Genomic DNA, 16282 nt, shown 5'->3' with positions numbered 1-16282 from the left:
ATGGGCAACCGCTGTGCGGTGATCGGCGTGGGGCAGACGCGCTACACGACCAAGCGCCGCGACGTGTCGATCGCCGGGCTGGTGCGCGAGGCCGCGCTCCGGGCGCTGGAGGACGCCGGCCTGACGTTCAAGGACATCGACGCCGTCGTCGTCGGCAAGGCGCCCGACCTGTTCGAGGGCGTCATGATGCCGGAGGCGTACCTCGCCGACGCGCTCGGCGCGGCCGGCAAGCCGATGATGCGCGTCCACACCGCGGGCAGCGTCGGCGGCTCCACCGCGCTGGTCGGCGCGAGCCTGGTGCAGGGCGGCGTCCACGACCGGGTGCTGGTCGTGGCCTTCGAGAAGCAGTCGGAGTCCAACGCCACCTGGGCCCTGTCCACGCACCTGCCGTTCAACGCCTCGCTGGTGGTCGGCGCGGGCGGCTACTTCGCCCCGCACATCAGGGAGTACATGCGCAGGACCGGCGCACCCGACCACATCGGCACGCTGGTGGCGGTCAAGGACCGGCTCAACGCGCTGAAGAACCCGTACGCCCACCTCAGGATCCCCGGCATCGACCGGGCCATGGTCGAGTCGACGCCCATGCTGTGGGAGCCGATCCGCTACCTGGAGACGTGCCCGTCCAGCGACGGCGCCTGCGCGATGGTGCTGGCCTCGGAGTCGGCCGTCACCGGCACGCCCGCCTGGGTCCACGGCACCGCCATGCGCTCCGAGCCGATCTTCCGGGCCGGCCGCGACACCGTGAACCCGCAGGGCGGCAAGGACTGCGCCGCCGACGTCTACCGGCAGGCCGGCGTCACCGACCCGCGCCGGCAGATCGACGTGGCCGAGGTGTACGTGCCGTTCTCCTGGTACGAGCCGATGTGGCTGGAGAACCTCGGCTTCGCCGCCGAGGGCGAGGGCTGGAAGCTCACCGAGTCGGGCGCCACCGCCCTCGACGGCGACATCCCGTGGAACGCCTCCGGCGGCGTGCTGTCCAGCAACCCCATCGGCGCCTCCGGGCTGATCAGGTTCGCCGAGGCCGCGCTCCAGGTGCGCGACATGGCCGGTGAGCACCAGGTCGACGGGGCTCGGCTGGCGCTCGGCCACGCCTACGGCGGCGGCGCCCAGTTCTTCGCGATGTGGATCGTCGGACGGGAGCGGCCCTGATGGAGTTCAACCACGCCGACCTGTTCGAGGGCGTCGCCGACGTCGCCGGGGACCGGGTGGCCGTCGTCTGCGGCGAGGAGCGGCGCACCTACGCCGAGCTGGACGCCGAGGCCAACCGGCTGGCGCACTTCCTGCTGGAGCGCGGCGTCGAGCCCGGCCAGCACGTGGGGCTGCACCTGTACAACGGCGTGGGGTACGTCGCGGGGCTGCTGGCCGCGCTGAAGATCCGGGCCGTGCCGATCAACGTCAACTACCGGTACGTCGAGGCGGAGCTGCTCTACCTCTACCGCGACTCCGACCTCCGGGCCCTGATCTACGACGTCGAGTTCGAGGCCCGGGTGGCGGCCGTGGCCAAGGACGTGCCGACGCTGCGCCACCTCGTCGCCGTGGGCGGGCCTCCGGCCGTGGCGGACGCGGTGCCGTACTGGATGGCGCTGGAGAGCGGCAAGGCCGAGCGCGGCTTCGCGCCGCGCTCCGGGCAGGACGTCTACATCATCTACACCGGCGGCACGACCGGCATGCCCAAGGGCGCCATGTGGCGGGTCGAGGACATGTTCATGGCCTTCGGCGGCGGCAACCCGTACGGCGAGCCGCGCGCCACGCCCGAGGAGGTGGTGCGGGCGGCGGCCACGGCGGGACCCCTGGTCATGATGGCCACGCCGCCGCTCATGCACGGGGCCGCGCAGATGGCCACCTTCATCGGCTTCTGGATGGCCGCGACGCTGGTGTACGTGCGCAGGTTCGACGCCGCGGGCGTGTGGCGGGCGGTCGAGCGGGAGAAGGTGTTCACGATGAACATCACCGGCGACGCGATGGCCCGCCCGCTCGCCGACGAGCTGGCCCGCGGCGGCCGCGACCTGTCCTCGCTCGGCGTGGTCAGCTCCACCTCGGCCATCCTCAGCGGGTCCGTCCGCGACCGGCTCCAGGAACTGCTGCCCCACGTGATGATCCTCGACAACTTCGGCTCGACCGAGTCCGGCTTCACCGCCTCCGGCGTGCCCGGCTCGACCCCGGAGAAGGGCCTGCGCTACCGGCCGAACGCCGGCATCGCGGTGCTCGACGAGCGGCTGCGGCCGGTCGAGCCCGGCTCCGGGCAGCTCGGCACCGTGGCCAAGGCCGGGCGGATCGCCTTCGGCTACTACAACGACCCGGACAAGACGGCCCGCACGTTCGTCACCGACGCCGAGGGGACGCGCTGGCTGCTGACGGGCGACCTGGCCACGGTGGACCCGGACGGCACGGTCAACGTGTTCGGCCGGGGCTCGCAGTGCGTCAACACCGGCGGGGAGAAGGTGTTCCCCGAGGAGGTGGAGGCGGTGCTCAAGGGGCATCCGGCGGTCTTCGACGCGGTGGTCACGGGGGTGCCCGACGAGCGGTGGGGGAGCAGGGTGGCGGCCGTGGTCGAGCCGCGTCCCGGCGTCACGGTGACGGCCGCCGAGCTGGACGCGCACTGCCGGGAGCGGCTGTCGGGGTTCAAGGTGCCGCGGACGTACGCGTTCGTGGCGGAGATGGTGCGCTCGCCGGCGGGCAAGGCCGACTACCGGTGGGCGCGGGAGACCGCCGAGGCCGCCTCCGCCTCGTGAGCTACGCCTTTCGGTGAGCCTCGTGAACTGCGCCTTTCGGTGAGCTACGCCTTCTCGCCCGTGAGGACGGCGGCCAGGCCGAGGTAGACGACGCCGGTGCCGACGTCGAGCCGGCGCCGGGCGCGCGCCGAGCCCCGGATCCGGCCGGCCAGCGCGGACGACGCCAGCGCGTACGCGCCGTCGCTGAGCAGGCCCAGCGCGATCCACAGCGCGCCCAGCAGGAGGATCTGCGGCCCGATCGGCCCCGCGTGGCGGTCGGTGAACTGCGGCAGGAACGCCAGGAAGAAGATCGCGGTCTTGGGGTTCAGCACGTTGACCACGAACCCCTCCCAGAACATGCGCCGCCGGCTGTGCCGGGGGATCGCGAGGGCGTCCTCGTCCTCCTCGCCGGGCTTGCGGTGCAGCAGCTTGCGCAGGCCGAGCCAGACCAGATAGGCGACGCCCGCGTACTTGACCACGGTGAACGCCGTGGCGGAGGCGGCCAGCAGCGCGCTGATGCCGAGCGCCGCGGCGGCCACGTGCACCAGCGACCCGGCGTGCACGCCGAGGACCGACACCAGCCCGGCGGACCGGCCCTGCGACACGCTGCGCGTGACGATGAACAGGACCGCCGGACCCGGCACCAGGAGCAGGGCCAGCGTCGCGGCGCAGAACACGGCGAGGGTCGCGATATCGGGCATAAGACCATCGTAGGAACCAGGTCAACGCCTTTTCCGTCGAAGCGTGGGGAAAGGGGGTGCCCGTGGGACGAAGGACGCCCATGCTCATGGGCCTGCTCGGTCTCGGCCTGGCCGTCCTGGGGCTGGGCCTCTATGTCAGCCGATGCGACACCAGCTTCGGGCTCTTCCTGTTCGAGGCGGTCGCGTACGTGGTGGGTGCGGGCCTCGTCGGAGGTGCCCTCATCCTCCGCTACCGGCCCGCGGTGGGCTTCTCGGTGCTGATCCTCCTCGTCGTCGCCGCGCTGACCTTCCTCGGCGCGGTCCTGGCGTTCTTCGCCTCGTTCGACCGCTGCTTCGAGTTCTGAGGTCAGAGGCTCGACCGGAGAGCCTGGAGCAGGGCCTCGGTGCCGGGTGGGTGGGGTGGCTCGCCGTACACGGCGGCGTAGACGTGCCTGGTGGAGCCGGGGATCTCGGCCACCGCGACGTCCGGGTGGCGGTGCGCGCGCAGCGCGAGGCCGGGCAGCACGGTCACGCCCATCCCCGCCGCCACGAGCGCCTGGACGGCCACGATGTCGTCGCTGGTGAACGACAGGCGCGGCTCGAACCCGGCCTTGGCGCACAGGTCGAGCAGGTGGCTGCGGCACCGGTCGCAGCCGGCGATCCAGTCGGCGTCCGCGTACGCGGTCAGGTCGCCCGCCTCGCCGGTGGCGACCAGCATGCTCGGGTCGTCGAGGAGGTGGATCATGGTGATGCCGTCGTCCTCGGGCGCGGTGTCGTCGTAGCGGAAGACGACCGCCACGTCGGCGCGGCCCGCGCGCAGCAGCCTGAGCGCCTCGGGCGGCTCGGTCTCCGTCAGGCGCAGTTCGAGGCCCGGATGGTCGCGGGCCAGCCGGGTCACGGCCGCCGGGACGAACGTGCCGAGCGCCGACGGGAACGCCGCCAGCCGCACCCGGCCGGAGCGCAGGCCGACGTGCGCGGCCAGCTCGTCGGCCGTGGCGTCGATCCGGGCGAGGATGTCGGCCGCCCGGGCGGCCAGCAGCCGGCCCGTCTCGGTCAGCCGGATGCCCCGGCCCACGCGCTGCACGAGCCGGGCCCCCGTCTCCGCCTCCAGGCGGGCGAGGTGGTGGCTGACCGAGGGCTGGGAGTAGTGCAGGTCCCGGGCCGCGGCCGTCACGGATCCCGTGCGGGCCACGGCGTCGAGGACGCGTAGCCGTACGACGTCCAGCATCCATCAATCATATCTATGGGTCACTCAGAAGACTTCTGTTGGACCTATCGGTGTCGGTGTAGCACCGTGGAAGGGGAAGGCAGGTTATCTGCATTCCCGAGGGGGATACCATGGAAATGACGACCATCACCGCACGGCCGGGCCTGAGCGGCCTGGTCACCGGCATCGGACGCATCACCGCGCTGGGGCTCGGCCCGCGCCCCACCGCCCGCGAGGTCGCGGCGCTGCTGCGCGACAACCTGCCCGGCGTCGGCATCCTGACGCCCGAGGAGCGCGCCGGCGCGCCCGGCGGCTACGTCTCCCACCTGCTGCACGCCCAGGCCGACTTCTCCATCTCGGCCGTGGTCTGGCAGCCCGCCGCCGAGACCGTCGTCCACGACCACGTGTCCTGGTGCGCGTTCGGCGTCATCAGCGGCATCGAGCACGAGACGATCTACCGCGACATGGGCGACCACCTCGTCGAGATCGGCCGCGCCGCCAACCGCCCCGGCGACGTCAGCGGCTTCGCGCCGCCCGGCGACATCCACCGCGTCCGCAACACCAGCGGCGAGGTGGGCGTGTCGCTGCACGTGTACGGGGCCGACATCAGCAAGCTCGGCAGCAGCATCCGCCGCACCTACGACCTGCCGATCCGGATCAGCCGGCCGAGCTAGCCGAGCCGGCCCAGCTAGCCGAGCCGGCCCAGCTAGCCGAGCCGGCCCAGCTAGCCGAGCTGGCCGAGGTAGCCGACCAGCCGCTCCGCCAGCTCGGCCGGACGGGCCAGCATGGGGCAGTGGCCGCCGGGGATCTCGTCCGGCGTGATGCCGAGCCGCCGGCGGACGACCTCCCGCATGAACGCGGGGGTGAAGAACCGGTCGTCCCGGCAGAGCAGGAACCGCGTCGGCACGTCGGGCCACCTCCGCAGCGGCCACGGCTCGCCGTCGGCCGTGCCCGAGTGGCGGCGGGTGTGGGCCATCAGGTCGGCCGCCAGGTCGGGCGGCACGTCGTGCAGGAAGACGTCCACCTCGTCGCCGTCGCCCGGCGAACGCCAGCCGGTGTTGTCCCACCAGTCGGCCGGCCGCTCGCCCGGGGCCGGGATCATCGCCGTCACCAGCACCAGCAGCTCGGCCCGTACGCGCTCGCAGACCAGGGGCGCCACGAACCCGCCCCAGGAGTGGCCGACGACGACCACGCCGGACCGGTCGCCGACCGCCTTGACGACCGTGTCGGCGCAGTCGCCGAGCCCGGCGGACTCGTCGTCGATCGGGAGGTCCACCGCCACCGCGTCGTGGCCCCGGCGGCGCAGCTCCGGCACGACCAGCCGCCAGTCGCGGGCGCTCCCGCCCCCACCGTGGATCAGCGCGAACGTCGCCATGTCTCTCCTCCTCCAGGACGGGCCCGGTCATGCGGACCTGCGAGGGCGGGAGAACTCATCGCGGTACCGGCGGTCACTCTCCGGTGGCCCCGTCGATGCGCTCGCGCAGCAGGTCGGCGTGGCCGTTGTGACGGGCGTACTCCTCGATCATGTGGACGAGGATCCAGCGGTGGGAGTACGCCTCGCCGTGGCGCAGCCGCTTGCCCAGGGCGTCGAGGGGAAGGCCCGCCGACACCGTGCGCGCGTGCTCCACCTCGCCCCGCCAGACCGCGAACGCCTCCTCGGGAGAGGCCTCGTCCACGTCGTCGAAGTCGGCGTCGCGGTTCGTCTCCTTGCCCCACAGCCACGGCACGTCCTCGTCGCACAGCACCTGCCGGAACCACGCCCGCTCCACGTGCGCCAGGTGCCGCACCAGCCCGAGCAGCGACATGCCGGACGGCGACACGGCGCGCAGCCGCAGCTGCTCACCGGTCAGCCCGGCGCACTTCAGCTCCAGAGTGTCACGTTGCCAGTCGAGGAAGCCGGCCAGGGTGTCGCGTTCGTCGGCGGCCAGCGGGGGATCGATACGGTCGTCGCTCATGCGTCGCACGGTACCCGCCGCCACGCACCACGCGAATCGGGGGATCTTGTCGGAGCCCGGTGCGAGACTCTCCGGGCAGACGATCCCCCACCGAAAGAGGCCGAGATGCCCGCGAACCCCATTCCTCCCGACCCGATCACCACGGCGGTGCCGGACGAGGCGCGGCCGGGGCTGGAGGCGTACCGGGCGGGCGACGTCGCGGAGGCGCGGTCGGCGCTGCGGGCCGTGGCCGGGTCGGGACGCACGTCGGTCTCGGGCTTCGCGGCGGCGGCGCTGGCGGGGATCGAGCTGGGCGAGGACGACCTCGACGAACCCGGGTGGAAGCTGCTGAGGCGGGTGGCGGCGGGCGAGGACCCCTGGCTGGGCCCCATGGCGGCGGTGCTGCCGTCGGCGGGGCTGTACGCGGCGTTCGAGTCCCTCGACGCCGGCCGGCGGCCCGCCGACCATCCGCTGGTGCGCGGCGTGATCGCCCAGCTGACCGCAGACCCGGAGGCCGCCGAGGAGGGCTTCATCCGGGCGGCCGATCTCGGCGACGCCGACCCGTGGACGCGTGACCTCGCCGCCGCGCTCCACGGCAACCTGCTGCTGCAGACCGGCGCGGACCCCGCGGCGGCCGAGGAGCCGCTGACGAGGGCGCTGAAGTCGGACCACGAGCTCTACGCCGGTTATGCCGGGCACCTGCTGGGCCATCTGCTCATCGGCCAGGGCGACCTGGAGCGGGCGGGCAGAGTGCTGCAGGCCGCGCACCTCGTGTCCCATCCCCGCAGGGCCGGGGCCGAGGGGCTGTATCCCTGGGTCTGCGTGCGGTACGGCGAGCTGCTGGCGGGCGCGCCCCACCTGTCGGTCGTCGAGGAGCTCATGGCGCACAACGGCATGAGCGAGTCGTACTGGGTGCGGGAGGCCTTCGAGGGCGCCTTTTACTTCACCGACGTGAGCCGCCCGGCACTCGCCGAGATCGGGCTGTCGCTCTTCCCCGCGGACTTCCCGGAGGTGCGGCACGCGCTGGAACGGCTGCGGCGGTGGAGCGAGGAGCGGTACGACCGCGCACGCGCGCTGTTCCTGGCGTTGCACGACCACGTCGCGGACAGCAGGGACGCGGACCGGTCGCAGGGGCTGCGGGAGCTGCGGGCCGCGTTCGACCGGCCGGTCCAGGACCAGCGCGACGGCCTCCCGCGCGTCCCTTAGGTCGGGGCTCGTGACGAACGACTACTCCGAGGTGTTCGCGCGGTTCGGGATCGAGCCGCAGGAGTCGGTCTACCCCTACGCCCCGGTGTTCCGCGGCGTGATCGGCGGAGCGGCCGTAGCCGTCAAGCGGACCCGCGCGGCCGAGGCCATGGGCCGGTGGGTGCGGCACCTCGCGGGCCTTAGCCTGCCCGTGGTGACGCCGCTGGCCGGGCCGCACAGGATCGCCGGGGACGACTGGGTCGCCTATCCGTGGATCGACGGGCGCGGCTACGACGGCTCGCCGGCGGACATCCGCGCCGCCGGCGACCTGCTGGGCCGCCTGCACGCCGCCTGCACGCCGCCGGCGGCGCCGCGGACTCGCCCGGACTGCCCGGTTTCGCGTGGCCGGACCACGACGAGGATTCGATCGACGACGACGTCGCGGGTCGCGACAAGGTTCTCAGGGTCAACCTCGTGTACGGCGCGGCCGGGCCCGTCCTGGTCGATCCCGACAACGGCGAACGGGCGCCGAGGCTGCTCGACCTGGCCCTGGCCGTGCTGCTGTTCGGCAACGACCTGCCGGACGGACCGCCGAGGCTGTTCGACGCGGGGGAGTGGGCCGTCTTCCGCGACGCGTACCTGCGTCACGTGGGGCTGACGGCGCGGGAGTGGGACCTGTGGCCGACGGCTCTGACGTACATGCTGCTGGAGTGGGGCGTGTGGGCCGCCATCCACGGGGACGAGGTCGGCGACTGGGACGACCCGCGGCAGGCGGCCTTCCTGGCCGACCTCCTCGCCGTGGACGTCACGCGCTACCCGCCGGCCCGCGCCTGACGTCCGCTAGGCGCTGCTCTCCAGGCTCTCCAGGCTCTCCAGCAGGCGGACGATCTCGGCGTGGCCCGTGCCCAGCGTCCGCCCGGAGCGCAGGTCGCCCCGCTCGCCGCGGACCTCCACCACGACCCCTTCATCGCCGCCCTCCGACCGCTCGCGGCGGACCGCGACGCTTCCCCCCGGCGGGACCGTGACCTCCGCGAGCAGCTCCGCCTCGATGTCGCGGCCCACGTACGGGCGAGCGAAATCCGCCGGGCTCCGGCCCCCGCGGTCGCGGTGCGCGGGGTCGGCCCCGTGGTCGAGCAGCGTCCGCACCACGGCGGTGGCGCCGCGCTGGGCGGCGTGGGACAGCGCCGTGCGGCCGATCGCGTCCTCCACGTCGGGCGCGGCGCCCCCGGCGAGCAGGGCGCGCACGACCGCGAGGTGCTCGGTCGAGGCGGCCCAGTGGAGCGCGGTCCTCCCGGTGATCGCGACGTCCTCCCGCCGATCGGGGTCGGCGCCGCCGTCGAGCAGGGCGTCGACCACGTCGAGGTGTCCGCAGACCGCGGCCGCGCACAGCGGCAGCCCCTCGCCGTCGCCCCCGCTCTCGTGGTCGGGATCGGCGCCCGCGGCCAGCAGCATGCGGACGATCTCCGCGCGGCCCTGTACGGCGGCCCGGTAGAGGGCGGTGCTGCCGTACTCGTCGGGCTCGTCCGCTCGCGCACCGCCGGCGAGCAGCCGCCGCACCTCCTCGGCCTCGCCGTACGCGGCCGCCGCAACCAGCTCCTCTGCGCTCATGAAGCTCAGTCTGGTACGAGGCCGCCGCGATGATCCACCGGTTAACGACCCGAGGAGGGCCGGGTCCCGGGCCGTGTGCCACCATCGTTCCCCTCAGCACCAAGGAGCGACCCCCAGGATGAACACCCCCTCACTGCGCCAAGAGCCGGTCGAGCAGCCCTCTCCCGCCCCCTCGAACGGCCACGGCGACGGCGACGGCGAAGGCGGCGGCGGGGTGCTCACCATCCTCGAACGCATCGGCTCCGTCGTCGTGCCCGTGGGCGTCGGCCTGTACGCGGTGCTGTACCTCGGCATCGAGCAGATCTACTGGGTGTTCGGCATCAACCCCCAGCAGGCCGGCATCGACCAGTCCGTCCTGCTCGGACGCCTCATGGGCACGCTCATCCTGCTCGTGCTCGCGCTCGTCCCGGCCGTGGGCGCCGTCGTCGGGCTCGGCTGGCTCATCGACCGGATCACCCGTGGCGCGGCCGGCCGGCTGCTCGCCGCGGTGCGCGCCCGTCCCTGGACGGTGGCCGTCCTCGCCGCGCTGTGGTGCGGCGCGACGTACTGGGGCCTGGTCAACCTGGTCGCCGACCTGACGGTGGGGCTCATGGTCGTCGTCGCCGTCGGGCTGGGCGTCCTGGCGTTCGTGGTGCCGTTCCGGCTCATGCGCCGCAGGCCGGTCGGCCGCGCCGGCATGAAGATCCTCGTGTGCGCCCTCACCGGCCTCGGGGTCGGCTTCGTGCTGATCCTGAGCATGATCGAGGCCGCCGTCGAGGTGCGCGACACCGGCCAGGCCGACGACCTGCTCGGCTACGTCGGCTTCCAGGACCAGTGGGCCGTCCTGAAGAACGCCGAGAACGACAAGCCGCTGTACGGCGGGCGCTGGATGATGCTCCTCGGCGAGAGCGACGGCACGTACGTCCTGTACGACTGCGACAAGCAGGAGACCTTCCGCCGCCCCATCGAGACCACCAACCTCGCCCACCTCCAGCTCGACCCGGAGCGGGTGGAGGGGTACCGCTGCGGAACCATGATCGAATAGGGATCGCCGAGTTCAGGAACGAACGTTCTTGACTGTTCATTCCTAAACTGCCATGCTCAAGCCATGGGACGACCCCGAGGCTTCGACGAGGCGACCGTGATCCGGTCGGCGGCCGAGCTGTTCTCCACCCGGTCCTACGACGGCATCTCCATGGACGACCTGGTGACCCACCTCGGCGTGCACCGCAACAGCCTGTACAAGACCTTCGGCAGCAAGCGGGGGCTGTACCAGGCCGCGCTGCGCTGGTCCCTGGAGCACCACATCGCCCCCCTCATCGACCGCGTCGCCGGCGCCGGCGACCTCGCCCAGGCGCTGCACGTGGCCGTCGGCGAGCCCGCTGAGGAGGCCGGCCTGAACCTGCTGCTGATGGCCGTGGTCGAACGCGCACCGGTGGACCGCGAGGTCGCCGACCAGCTCGCCCCCGTCCTGGCCGCCTTCGACCAGGCCGCCAGGACGGCGGCCGGGCAGCACTCCCCGGCCGGGCAGCACCCCCCGGGCGAGCAGCACTCCCCGGCCGAGAACGCCCGGCAGGACGAGGACGACGTGGCCTTCGCGCTCACCGCGACGATCCTCGGGCTCCGGCTGCGGGCCAGAGCCGGCACCTCCGGCACGAACGTCGACCAGGCCGGCGCCGCCCTGGCCCACCGGCTCACCCGCCACCCGTAAGGAGCTTCGACATGGCACAGATCAGCATCGACGGCGACACCCTGGTCGTGGAGATCGAGGGGCTCGACAAGCTCTGGGCGCTCAAGAGCCGGCTGGCGATCCCGCTGGCCAACGTCCGCGGCGCCACCGCCGATCCCGGCATCGTCAGCGGCTTCTTCAAGGGCCTGCGCGCTCCCGGCGTCAACATCCCCGGCGTCATCACGGCCGGCACCTTCCGCCTCGACGGGGAGAAGGTCTTCTGGGACGTCCACGACGCGGCCAGGACCGTGGTCATCGAGCTGGCCGACGAGCGCTACGCCCGCCTCGTGGTCGAGGTCGCCGACCCGCGGGCCACCGTGGCCCTCGTCGAACAGGCCACCACCAGCCGGTGAGGCTCAGCGGGGCCCGGCGAGCGCCAGGCCGGGGTGGGAGAAGTCCATGTCCTTCATCCGGGCCGCCTTGCCCTTGGTCCTCCAGCGGAGGATCAGCGGGGAGGTGATCGGCATCTTGCTCATCCGCACCATCGCCTTGCGCCGCGCCAGTTCGAAGCGGGTGGCCGGGACGAACAGGCTGCGCATCTGCAAGCCGTTCCCCTGGAGGTAGCCGATGGAGGGCCGCAACTGCCGCTCCCATGCGGCCAGCGCCCCGGTCACGCTGCCGGGGTGGCGGGCCAGCATGGTGCCCAGCAGGTCGGCCCCGGCCATCCCGCTCGATGCGCCCATCCCCGCGTACAGGGTCACGCACCAGGCCGCGTCGCCGACGAGCACCACCCGGCCGCGGTGCCAGCGGTCCATGCGCACCTGCTCGACCGAGTCGAACAGCACCTCGTCGGCCGACTCCAGCGTGTCCAGCGCCGCCCCCAGCGCCGCGCCGGTCGGCTCCGGGCCGAACACCTCGCGCACCCGGTCGATCATGGGGCGGGTGAACTCGGCGTCCACGTCGTCGGTGTGGTAGCTCAGCATCGCGGTCGGCGGGCGGTCCTTGAAGGGGAAGATCCACAGCGACCGCTGCGGTTCGGCCAGGATGACGGAGTCGGTCCGGTCGTGGCCGGGGAGCGCGTCGGTGAGCTGGAAGGCGACCACCATGTAGTTCATCCGGCGCAGGTAGTCCTCGTGCGGCCCGAACGCCAGCCGCCGCACCGTGGAGCGCAGCCCGTCCGCGCCGACGACGAGATCGAAGCGTTCGGTGACCGTGGTCCCGCGGGCGGCGTCGGCCAGTGTGACGTCCACGCCGTCGGGGTCCTGCTCGATCCGCGTCGGCACCGTGGAGTGACGGATCTCGACATCGGGCGGCAGCGCGGCGAAACCGGCCTCCTCCACGTCTGCCCGCATCATCATCCACGGCCGGCCGGGAAAGTCCTTGAAACCCAGCCCGGGGCGGCGGTTGCCGGCCCGGTCGATGTCGTAGGCGGAGCCCTCCGGCCCCCGATCGGTGAGGTTGTCCAGGATGCCCAGGCGCTGGGCCGCGGCACGGCCCGCGCCGAACAGCGCGATGAAGTATCCACCGGACCGCCGGGTGGCGGCCCGCTCGACGATGACCGGCGTCCAGCCGATCTGCCGCAGCCGCAGCGCCGTCGCGATCCCGCTGACGCCCAGGCCGACCACCAGAGCCCGGCGGCCACCGTTGTTCGTCGTGTCCATGCGGTTTCTCCTTAGCGGGTTGCCGGCGACTCCTGCCGGTGACGGCGGGGTGCCGGTTCGTGGATGGCGTGACCTTCCGTGGAGTACGACAGCGCAGCACCCCGGAATGTGAGGCCGCGCAGCTCACCGCCGCGTCCGCGCGCACGGCCCCGCCATGCCGTACGCGACCCGCGCGAGCTCCGCCCGTGGACGACGCCCCGCCGTCATGCCCGCCAGGAGCATAACGTCATAGCAATACTGATCTTATGCAAGATGGCCATGCGGCCATAGTGTCGAGGTCGTCAGCGCATCGGGAGAGCCGTTCGCGCCTCCGGACAAGAGTGAGGAGGGATCCACACGCTCACCGTGGCCGTGGTCGACCTGCACCCGCTCCCCGGCCACTTCGAGGAGGCCGCCACTTACGGCTGCCAGGACTTCGAACTCTGACCCGCGGAATTCTGGTAAGAAGACCGATACCAGGAGTATGGTCTCAAGTATGGCAACCAAGAAAGTGACGGTGACGATCCCCGAGGAACTCCTCGATGAGATCCGCGCCGAGGCGGCAGAGCGTGGCCTGTCGGCCTATGTCGCCGAGGCGCTGCGCGTCAAGCGAGACCGCGACCGGTTGCTGGGGCTGGTGAACTGGCTTGAGGAAGAGTACGGGCCGGTCACCGAGGACGAACGTGCAGCGGCGGGCAAGGAACTTGACGAGCTCGACGCCGAGCACGAACGCCGCCGCGCCGGCGGGAAGCGCAAGGCAGAAGAGGCGGCGTGAGCAGGCGAAGCGGCGAGTGCGGGCAGCCGCCACGGATCTTCATACTCGACTGCGGGGCCCTGTCCCTCGCCGTGCGGGGCGACAGGAAGATGATCGCGTTGCTCGACCTCGCCGCCCGCGGCCAGGCCGACGTGGTGACGTCTCCCATGACGGTGGTCGAGGCGTGCGACGGAAGGATCACTGAGCAACGCTGGGACTGGGTGCTCTCCCGGCTCAACGTCGCCGACCTGGGAAAGGACCAGGCCCGCCGGGCCCGCCGGCTCCTGACGGAGGCCGGGCTGCACGGCCACAAGTACGCGATCGACGCCGTGCTCGCCGTCGTCGCGCGACAGCAGAAAGGTCAGGTCACCGTCTTCACCTCGGACGTGGACGACCTGGAGAAGCTGGTCCCGGACTCGATCGTCGTCAAGAAGGTGTGACACTCTGCTTCCGTCGCCTCCCGTCGGGAGCGCCCGGACTGACGAGGGTCGACGACAGCACCCCGCACAGATGCTCGGCCTCGCGCTCGTCCACCGCCTCGCCTCTCTCGCCCGGGATGGCGTGTCAGCATCGATGCATAAGCCCCGGGAATGCCTCTGCTTGCACGCAGCCCGGGGCACAGCTCTGTTTGAGGGTTCTGGAGCTACATCTAAGGTGCTTCGCCCCTGTGAGAGTTTCGCAATTTTAGCATAATGCCATGCTGCGTTCCCTGAACTCGCCCTGCACCGTCCAGGCAGATCAAGGCGCTTGGAAGCATGTGCGGATGGATATTCCTTCGCTTTGTGCGGGTCCTGTCAAGTTGTCTTGGCGCCGACCGACCAAGGCGAAGAACGGCGCCTTGCCGATCGCCAGAAGACGCCTTGATCTTCAGCGCAGCGGGTGTCGACTGCCGTGCTTCGCGTCGTGGCCTGCTGACCTGCCTGGCTGACCTGACGTGATGCTGACCTGTCGTGATGTGGTCATGGCCAAGGTGGGGGAGCGCGAGGCGGCGGGAGCCCCCTCGCCCGGGGTTCGGGGCGCAGCCCCGATCAGGACGTCCGAGCGTGAGCGAGGGCCGCGCCCTTGTGGGGGTGTGGAGGGCGCCGAGCCCCCCACCGAGCGCTGCCTGAGCCCCCACGTCGCGAAGCGACCCCCGAAGGTGAAGACCTTGGGTTGAGAACCACCCGGAGAAGTCCTCGAACGTCTCAGCCGTGGAGTGAGGTCCAGAAGTCGTAGTCGTGGTCGCGGGCGAAGTCGGCGGGCTTGATGCCGTCGTCGCCGGGCGCCAGGGACTGGACGTACGGGCGGGCGGTCGTGAAGGGCTGCCAGGTGGGTGCGCCCGAGCCGTTGGGGTCGCCGGTGCGGGCGAACCGGGTCCAGTAGCCGATCATGTGGTCGGCGAGCCGGCGCTGCGGGCCGGTGAGGGGCTGGGTGTAGCCGACGTCGAACAGGTACGGCAGGTCGGCGGCGTGGTAGGCGCCCATGTCGTACGGCTTGGGGAAGGCGGCGAACCAGGGCGCGTCGGCGTCGGCGAACTCGAAGGCGTAGGTCGGGACGTGGCGGGAGAGCGCCTTGCCGGTGTCGAGGGCGGGTCGGGCGTACTGGGCGTCGGTCAGGGCGGTGGCCAGCGCCTGGCTGGGCGAGGCGTAGGCGGACAGGGGGTAGCGGACCAGGACCTTGTCGGCGTCGGCGCCGAAGGCGGCGCGGATCTCGTCGTCGTAGCGGTCGGCGGGGATGGGGCCTCGGTACTTGGCCATCTCCAGGCCCCAGACGTGCATGCGCTGCTCGTGGCGGTTGATGCCGTACAGCACCGGCACCCGCTGTGAGCGGCCGGTGGCGACCGCGCGGGCCGGGTCGAGCGGGAGGAACGCGCCGCCGGTGACCGGGCCGAAGCCGGGCTGGGCCGGGTCGGAGGCGGCCTGCAGCAGCTTGTCGGCCGGGACGGCGCGCAGTTGCTCGGCGGTCGGCGACTCGCCGACTCCCAGCCGCTCGACCAGAGCCTGGCCGTCGCGTTCGGCCTGGGCGCGGGGACGCGGGTTGTTGGCCATGGCCAGGGAGGGCGCCCATGGGGCGGTGCAGGGGGCGCTCTGCAGGATCGCGCGGTGGAACAGCCCGGCCGATCCGGGCGCGGCCAGGTGGGCGCAGACCGCCACGGCGCCGGAGGACTCGCCGAACAGCGTCACGTTGCCGGGGTCGCCGCCGAAGGCGGCGGCGTTGCGCCGGACCCAGCGCAGGGCGGCCTGCTGGTCGGCGAGCCCGTAGTTGCCGGACAGGCCGTCGGCGTCGCGCAGGGCGGGGTGGGCCAGGAAACCGAAGGCGCCGAGCCGGTAGTTGACGGTCACCACGATGGCCTCGCCCTGGACGGCCAGGCGGCGGGCGTCGTAGAGGTGGCCGGCGCCGTCCTTGAAGCTGCCGCCGTGGAGCCACACCATGACGGGCAGCTTCTCTCCGGAGCGGGCGCGAGGGGTGGTCACGTTCAGGTAGAGGCAGTCCTCGCTGAGGCTGTCGCCGCCCAGGTGGTCGCCGGTCTGCGCGCACATCGGGCCCGGGGTGGTGGCCTGGAGCGGCTGTGTCCAGGCCGGGGCGGGACGCGGCGCCCGCCAGCGCAGCTCGCCCACCGGCGGGGCGGCGTACGGGATGCCCAGGAACGAGCGATGGTCGTCGGCGACCATGCCCCGCACGGGCCCACGGTCGGTGCGGACCAGCGCGCCGCCTTCCGCGGCCGCCGCCGAGGGGCTCAGGATCGCCCCTGCGACGCCCAGGGCCGTCAGTCCTGCCGCCACCTTGCCCATGTCGGTCATCTGTCCATCTCCTCGCATCAGTGATCTCACGTACGGATCTCCCGTACGGCGAGAACCGTACAACCGACTTAGGCGATCGCGCAAGACGATCGACTTAGGCAATCGCCTAAGTCGATCGTCTGATTCTTGGTATAG

At 72.4% G+C, this 16282-nt stretch carries 19 protein-coding genes; 12 read left to right on the top strand and 7 right to left on the bottom strand.

Annotated features, from left to right (window positions below):
- Together HTZ77_RS01060 and HTZ77_RS01055 are read left to right on the top strand one after the other, a co-directional pair.
- On the top strand, window positions 1-1149 hold the full coding sequence (locus tag HTZ77_RS01060; protein ID WP_175587513.1) for a thiolase domain-containing protein: 1149 nt from the start codon (window positions 1-3) through the stop codon (window positions 1147-1149).
- The gene (locus HTZ77_RS01055) at window positions 1149-2732 is read left to right on the top strand and encodes an acyl-CoA synthetase (protein ID WP_175587512.1); all 1584 of its coding nucleotides are present in this window, start codon (window positions 1149-1151) and stop codon (window positions 2730-2732) included. Before HTZ77_RS01060 ends, HTZ77_RS01055 begins: the two co-directional genes overlap by 1 nt.
- Before the next feature lie 44 nt (window positions 2733-2776).
- Here the strand turns inward: HTZ77_RS01055 and HTZ77_RS01050 are convergent, their stop codons facing one another.
- A complete protein-coding gene (locus HTZ77_RS01050) occupies window positions 2777-3412 on the bottom strand; it encodes a LysE family translocator (protein WP_175587511.1) in 636 nt (211 codons plus the stop codon).
- A gap of 62 nt (window positions 3413-3474) precedes the next feature.
- On the opposite strand from HTZ77_RS01050, the gene HTZ77_RS01045 reads away from it, so the two are divergent.
- Window positions 3475-3756: a hypothetical protein gene (locus HTZ77_RS01045; protein WP_175587510.1), complete on the top strand. Its 282-nt coding sequence runs from the start codon at window positions 3475-3477 to the stop codon at window positions 3754-3756.
- A gap of 2 nt (window positions 3757-3758) precedes the next feature.
- Here the strand turns inward: HTZ77_RS01045 and HTZ77_RS01040 are convergent, their stop codons facing one another.
- Complete coding sequence (locus HTZ77_RS01040) at window positions 3759-4619, bottom strand: LysR family transcriptional regulator (RefSeq protein WP_175587509.1); 861 nt, start codon at window positions 4617-4619, stop codon at window positions 3759-3761.
- Window positions 4620-4729: 110 nt separating this feature from the next.
- Here HTZ77_RS01040 and HTZ77_RS01035 point away from each other — a divergent pair, with 110 nt between their 5' ends.
- On the top strand, window positions 4730-5272 hold the full coding sequence (locus tag HTZ77_RS01035) for a cysteine dioxygenase family protein (protein ID WP_175587508.1): 543 nt from the start codon (window positions 4730-4732) through the stop codon (window positions 5270-5272).
- A gap of 50 nt (window positions 5273-5322) precedes the next feature.
- Here HTZ77_RS01035 and HTZ77_RS01030 read toward each other — a convergent pair whose 3' ends face one another.
- Together HTZ77_RS01030 and HTZ77_RS01025 are read right to left on the bottom strand one after the other, a co-directional pair.
- Window positions 5323-5973, bottom strand: a complete 651-nt coding sequence (locus HTZ77_RS01030) for an alpha/beta fold hydrolase (RefSeq protein ID WP_175587507.1) — start codon at window positions 5971-5973, stop codon at window positions 5323-5325.
- Between the two features lie 73 nt (window positions 5974-6046).
- Window positions 6047-6553: a DinB family protein gene (locus tag HTZ77_RS01025; protein WP_175587506.1), complete on the bottom strand. Its 507-nt coding sequence runs from the start codon at window positions 6551-6553 to the stop codon at window positions 6047-6049.
- A gap of 105 nt (window positions 6554-6658) precedes the next feature.
- On the opposite strand from HTZ77_RS01025, the gene HTZ77_RS01020 reads away from it, so the two are divergent.
- The 3 genes from HTZ77_RS01020 (at window position 6659) to HTZ77_RS48640 (ending at window position 8551) form a co-directional block, all read left to right on the top strand.
- Window positions 6659-7738 (top strand): tetratricopeptide repeat protein, encoded by a 1080-nt coding sequence (locus tag HTZ77_RS01020; protein WP_175587505.1) that lies wholly within the window; start codon window positions 6659-6661, stop codon window positions 7736-7738.
- A 148-nt stretch (window positions 7739-7886) separates the two neighbouring features.
- Entirely contained in the window at window positions 7887-8375 is a 489-nt protein-coding gene (locus HTZ77_RS48645) for a phosphotransferase (RefSeq protein ID WP_407940472.1), read from the top strand.
- Window positions 8366-8551, top strand: a complete 186-nt coding sequence (locus HTZ77_RS48640) for a hypothetical protein (RefSeq protein WP_175587503.1) — start codon at window positions 8366-8368, stop codon at window positions 8549-8551. The genes HTZ77_RS48645 and HTZ77_RS48640 overlap by 10 nt, the downstream gene beginning before the upstream one ends.
- 6 nt (window positions 8552-8557) lie before the next feature.
- Here HTZ77_RS48640 and HTZ77_RS01005 read toward each other — a convergent pair whose 3' ends face one another.
- Window positions 8558-9325: an ankyrin repeat domain-containing protein gene (locus HTZ77_RS01005; protein ID WP_175587502.1), complete on the bottom strand. Its 768-nt coding sequence runs from the start codon at window positions 9323-9325 to the stop codon at window positions 8558-8560.
- Between the two features lie 118 nt (window positions 9326-9443).
- On the opposite strand from HTZ77_RS01005, the gene HTZ77_RS01000 reads away from it, so the two are divergent.
- The 3 genes from HTZ77_RS01000 (at window position 9444) to HTZ77_RS00990 (ending at window position 11386) form a co-directional block, all read left to right on the top strand.
- A complete protein-coding gene (locus HTZ77_RS01000; RefSeq protein WP_175587501.1) occupies window positions 9444-10349 on the top strand; it encodes a hypothetical protein in 906 nt (301 codons plus the stop codon).
- A gap of 63 nt (window positions 10350-10412) precedes the next feature.
- Window positions 10413-11015: a TetR/AcrR family transcriptional regulator gene (locus HTZ77_RS00995; protein WP_175587500.1), complete on the top strand. Its 603-nt coding sequence runs from the start codon at window positions 10413-10415 to the stop codon at window positions 11013-11015.
- A gap of 11 nt (window positions 11016-11026) precedes the next feature.
- Window positions 11027-11386 carry a hypothetical protein gene (locus HTZ77_RS00990; RefSeq protein WP_175587499.1) on the top strand — a complete coding sequence of 120 codons (360 nt, stop codon included), beginning with the start codon at window positions 11027-11029 and terminating at the stop codon, window positions 11384-11386.
- Between the two features lie 3 nt (window positions 11387-11389).
- Here HTZ77_RS00990 and HTZ77_RS00985 read toward each other — a convergent pair whose 3' ends face one another.
- Window positions 11390-12634, bottom strand: coding sequence for an FAD-dependent monooxygenase (locus tag HTZ77_RS00985; protein WP_175587498.1), 1245 nt, complete (start codon window positions 12632-12634; stop codon window positions 11390-11392).
- A 475-nt stretch (window positions 12635-13109) separates the two neighbouring features.
- On the opposite strand from HTZ77_RS00985, the gene HTZ77_RS00980 reads away from it, so the two are divergent.
- A complete protein-coding gene (locus HTZ77_RS00980; RefSeq protein ID WP_175587497.1) occupies window positions 13110-13388 on the top strand; it encodes a CopG family transcriptional regulator in 279 nt (92 codons plus the stop codon).
- Window positions 13385-13807, top strand: a complete 423-nt coding sequence (locus tag HTZ77_RS00975; RefSeq protein ID WP_175587496.1) for a PIN domain-containing protein — start codon at window positions 13385-13387, stop codon at window positions 13805-13807. The genes HTZ77_RS00980 and HTZ77_RS00975 overlap by 4 nt, the downstream gene beginning before the upstream one ends.
- Before the next feature lie 744 nt (window positions 13808-14551).
- Here the strand turns inward: HTZ77_RS00975 and HTZ77_RS00970 are convergent.
- Window positions 14552-16147 carry a carboxylesterase/lipase family protein gene (locus HTZ77_RS00970; RefSeq protein ID WP_175587495.1) on the bottom strand — a complete coding sequence of 532 codons (1596 nt, stop codon included), beginning with the start codon at window positions 16145-16147 and terminating at the stop codon, window positions 14552-14554.
- Window positions 16148-16282: the final 135 nt, after the last annotated feature.

Origin of the sequence: Nonomuraea montanisoli (assembly GCF_013363975.1) — a bacterium.
Lineage (GTDB): Bacteria > Actinomycetota > Actinomycetes > Streptosporangiales > Streptosporangiaceae > Nonomuraea > Nonomuraea montanisoli.
Note: the sequence above shows the minus strand (reverse complement) of the source record. Positions and strands in the feature narration are given on the sequence as shown.

Bases quoted from the DNA above. Each gene is read 5' to 3' on its own strand.
- HTZ77_RS01035 (WP_175587508.1), top strand. From the start codon at position 4,730: ATGGAAATGACGACCATCACCGCACGGCCGGGCCTGAGCGGCCTGGTC.
- HTZ77_RS01060 (WP_175587513.1), top strand. From the start codon at position 1: ATGGGCAACCGCTGTGCGGTGATCGGCGTGGGGCAGACGCGCTACACG.
- HTZ77_RS00990 (WP_175587499.1), top strand. From the start codon at position 11,027: ATGGCACAGATCAGCATCGACGGCGACACCCTGGTCGTGGAGATCGAG.
- HTZ77_RS01040 (WP_175587509.1), bottom strand. From the start codon at position 4,619: ATGCTGGACGTCGTACGGCTACGCGTCCTCGACGCCGTGGCCCGCACG.
- HTZ77_RS01030 (WP_175587507.1), bottom strand. From the start codon at position 5,973: ATGGCGACGTTCGCGCTGATCCACGGTGGGGGCGGGAGCGCCCGCGAC.
- HTZ77_RS01000 (WP_175587501.1), top strand. From the start codon at position 9,444: ATGAACACCCCCTCACTGCGCCAAGAGCCGGTCGAGCAGCCCTCTCCC.
- HTZ77_RS01055 (WP_175587512.1), top strand. From the start codon at position 1,149: ATGGAGTTCAACCACGCCGACCTGTTCGAGGGCGTCGCCGACGTCGCC.
- HTZ77_RS01050 (WP_175587511.1), bottom strand. From the start codon at position 3,412: ATGCCCGATATCGCGACCCTCGCCGTGTTCTGCGCCGCGACGCTGGCC.
- HTZ77_RS01020 (WP_175587505.1), top strand. From the start codon at position 6,659: ATGCCCGCGAACCCCATTCCTCCCGACCCGATCACCACGGCGGTGCCG.
- HTZ77_RS48645 (WP_407940472.1), top strand. From the start codon at position 7,887: ATGGGCCGGTGGGTGCGGCACCTCGCGGGCCTTAGCCTGCCCGTGGTG.
- HTZ77_RS00970 (WP_175587495.1), bottom strand. From the start codon at position 16,147: ATGACCGACATGGGCAAGGTGGCGGCAGGACTGACGGCCCTGGGCGTC.
- HTZ77_RS00980 (WP_175587497.1), top strand. From the start codon at position 13,110: ATGGCAACCAAGAAAGTGACGGTGACGATCCCCGAGGAACTCCTCGAT.
- HTZ77_RS01025 (WP_175587506.1), bottom strand. From the start codon at position 6,553: ATGAGCGACGACCGTATCGATCCCCCGCTGGCCGCCGACGAACGCGAC.
- HTZ77_RS01005 (WP_175587502.1), bottom strand. From the start codon at position 9,325: ATGAGCGCAGAGGAGCTGGTTGCGGCGGCCGCGTACGGCGAGGCCGAG.
- HTZ77_RS00985 (WP_175587498.1), bottom strand. From the start codon at position 12,634: ATGGACACGACGAACAACGGTGGCCGCCGGGCTCTGGTGGTCGGCCTG.
- HTZ77_RS00995 (WP_175587500.1), top strand. From the start codon at position 10,413: ATGGGACGACCCCGAGGCTTCGACGAGGCGACCGTGATCCGGTCGGCG.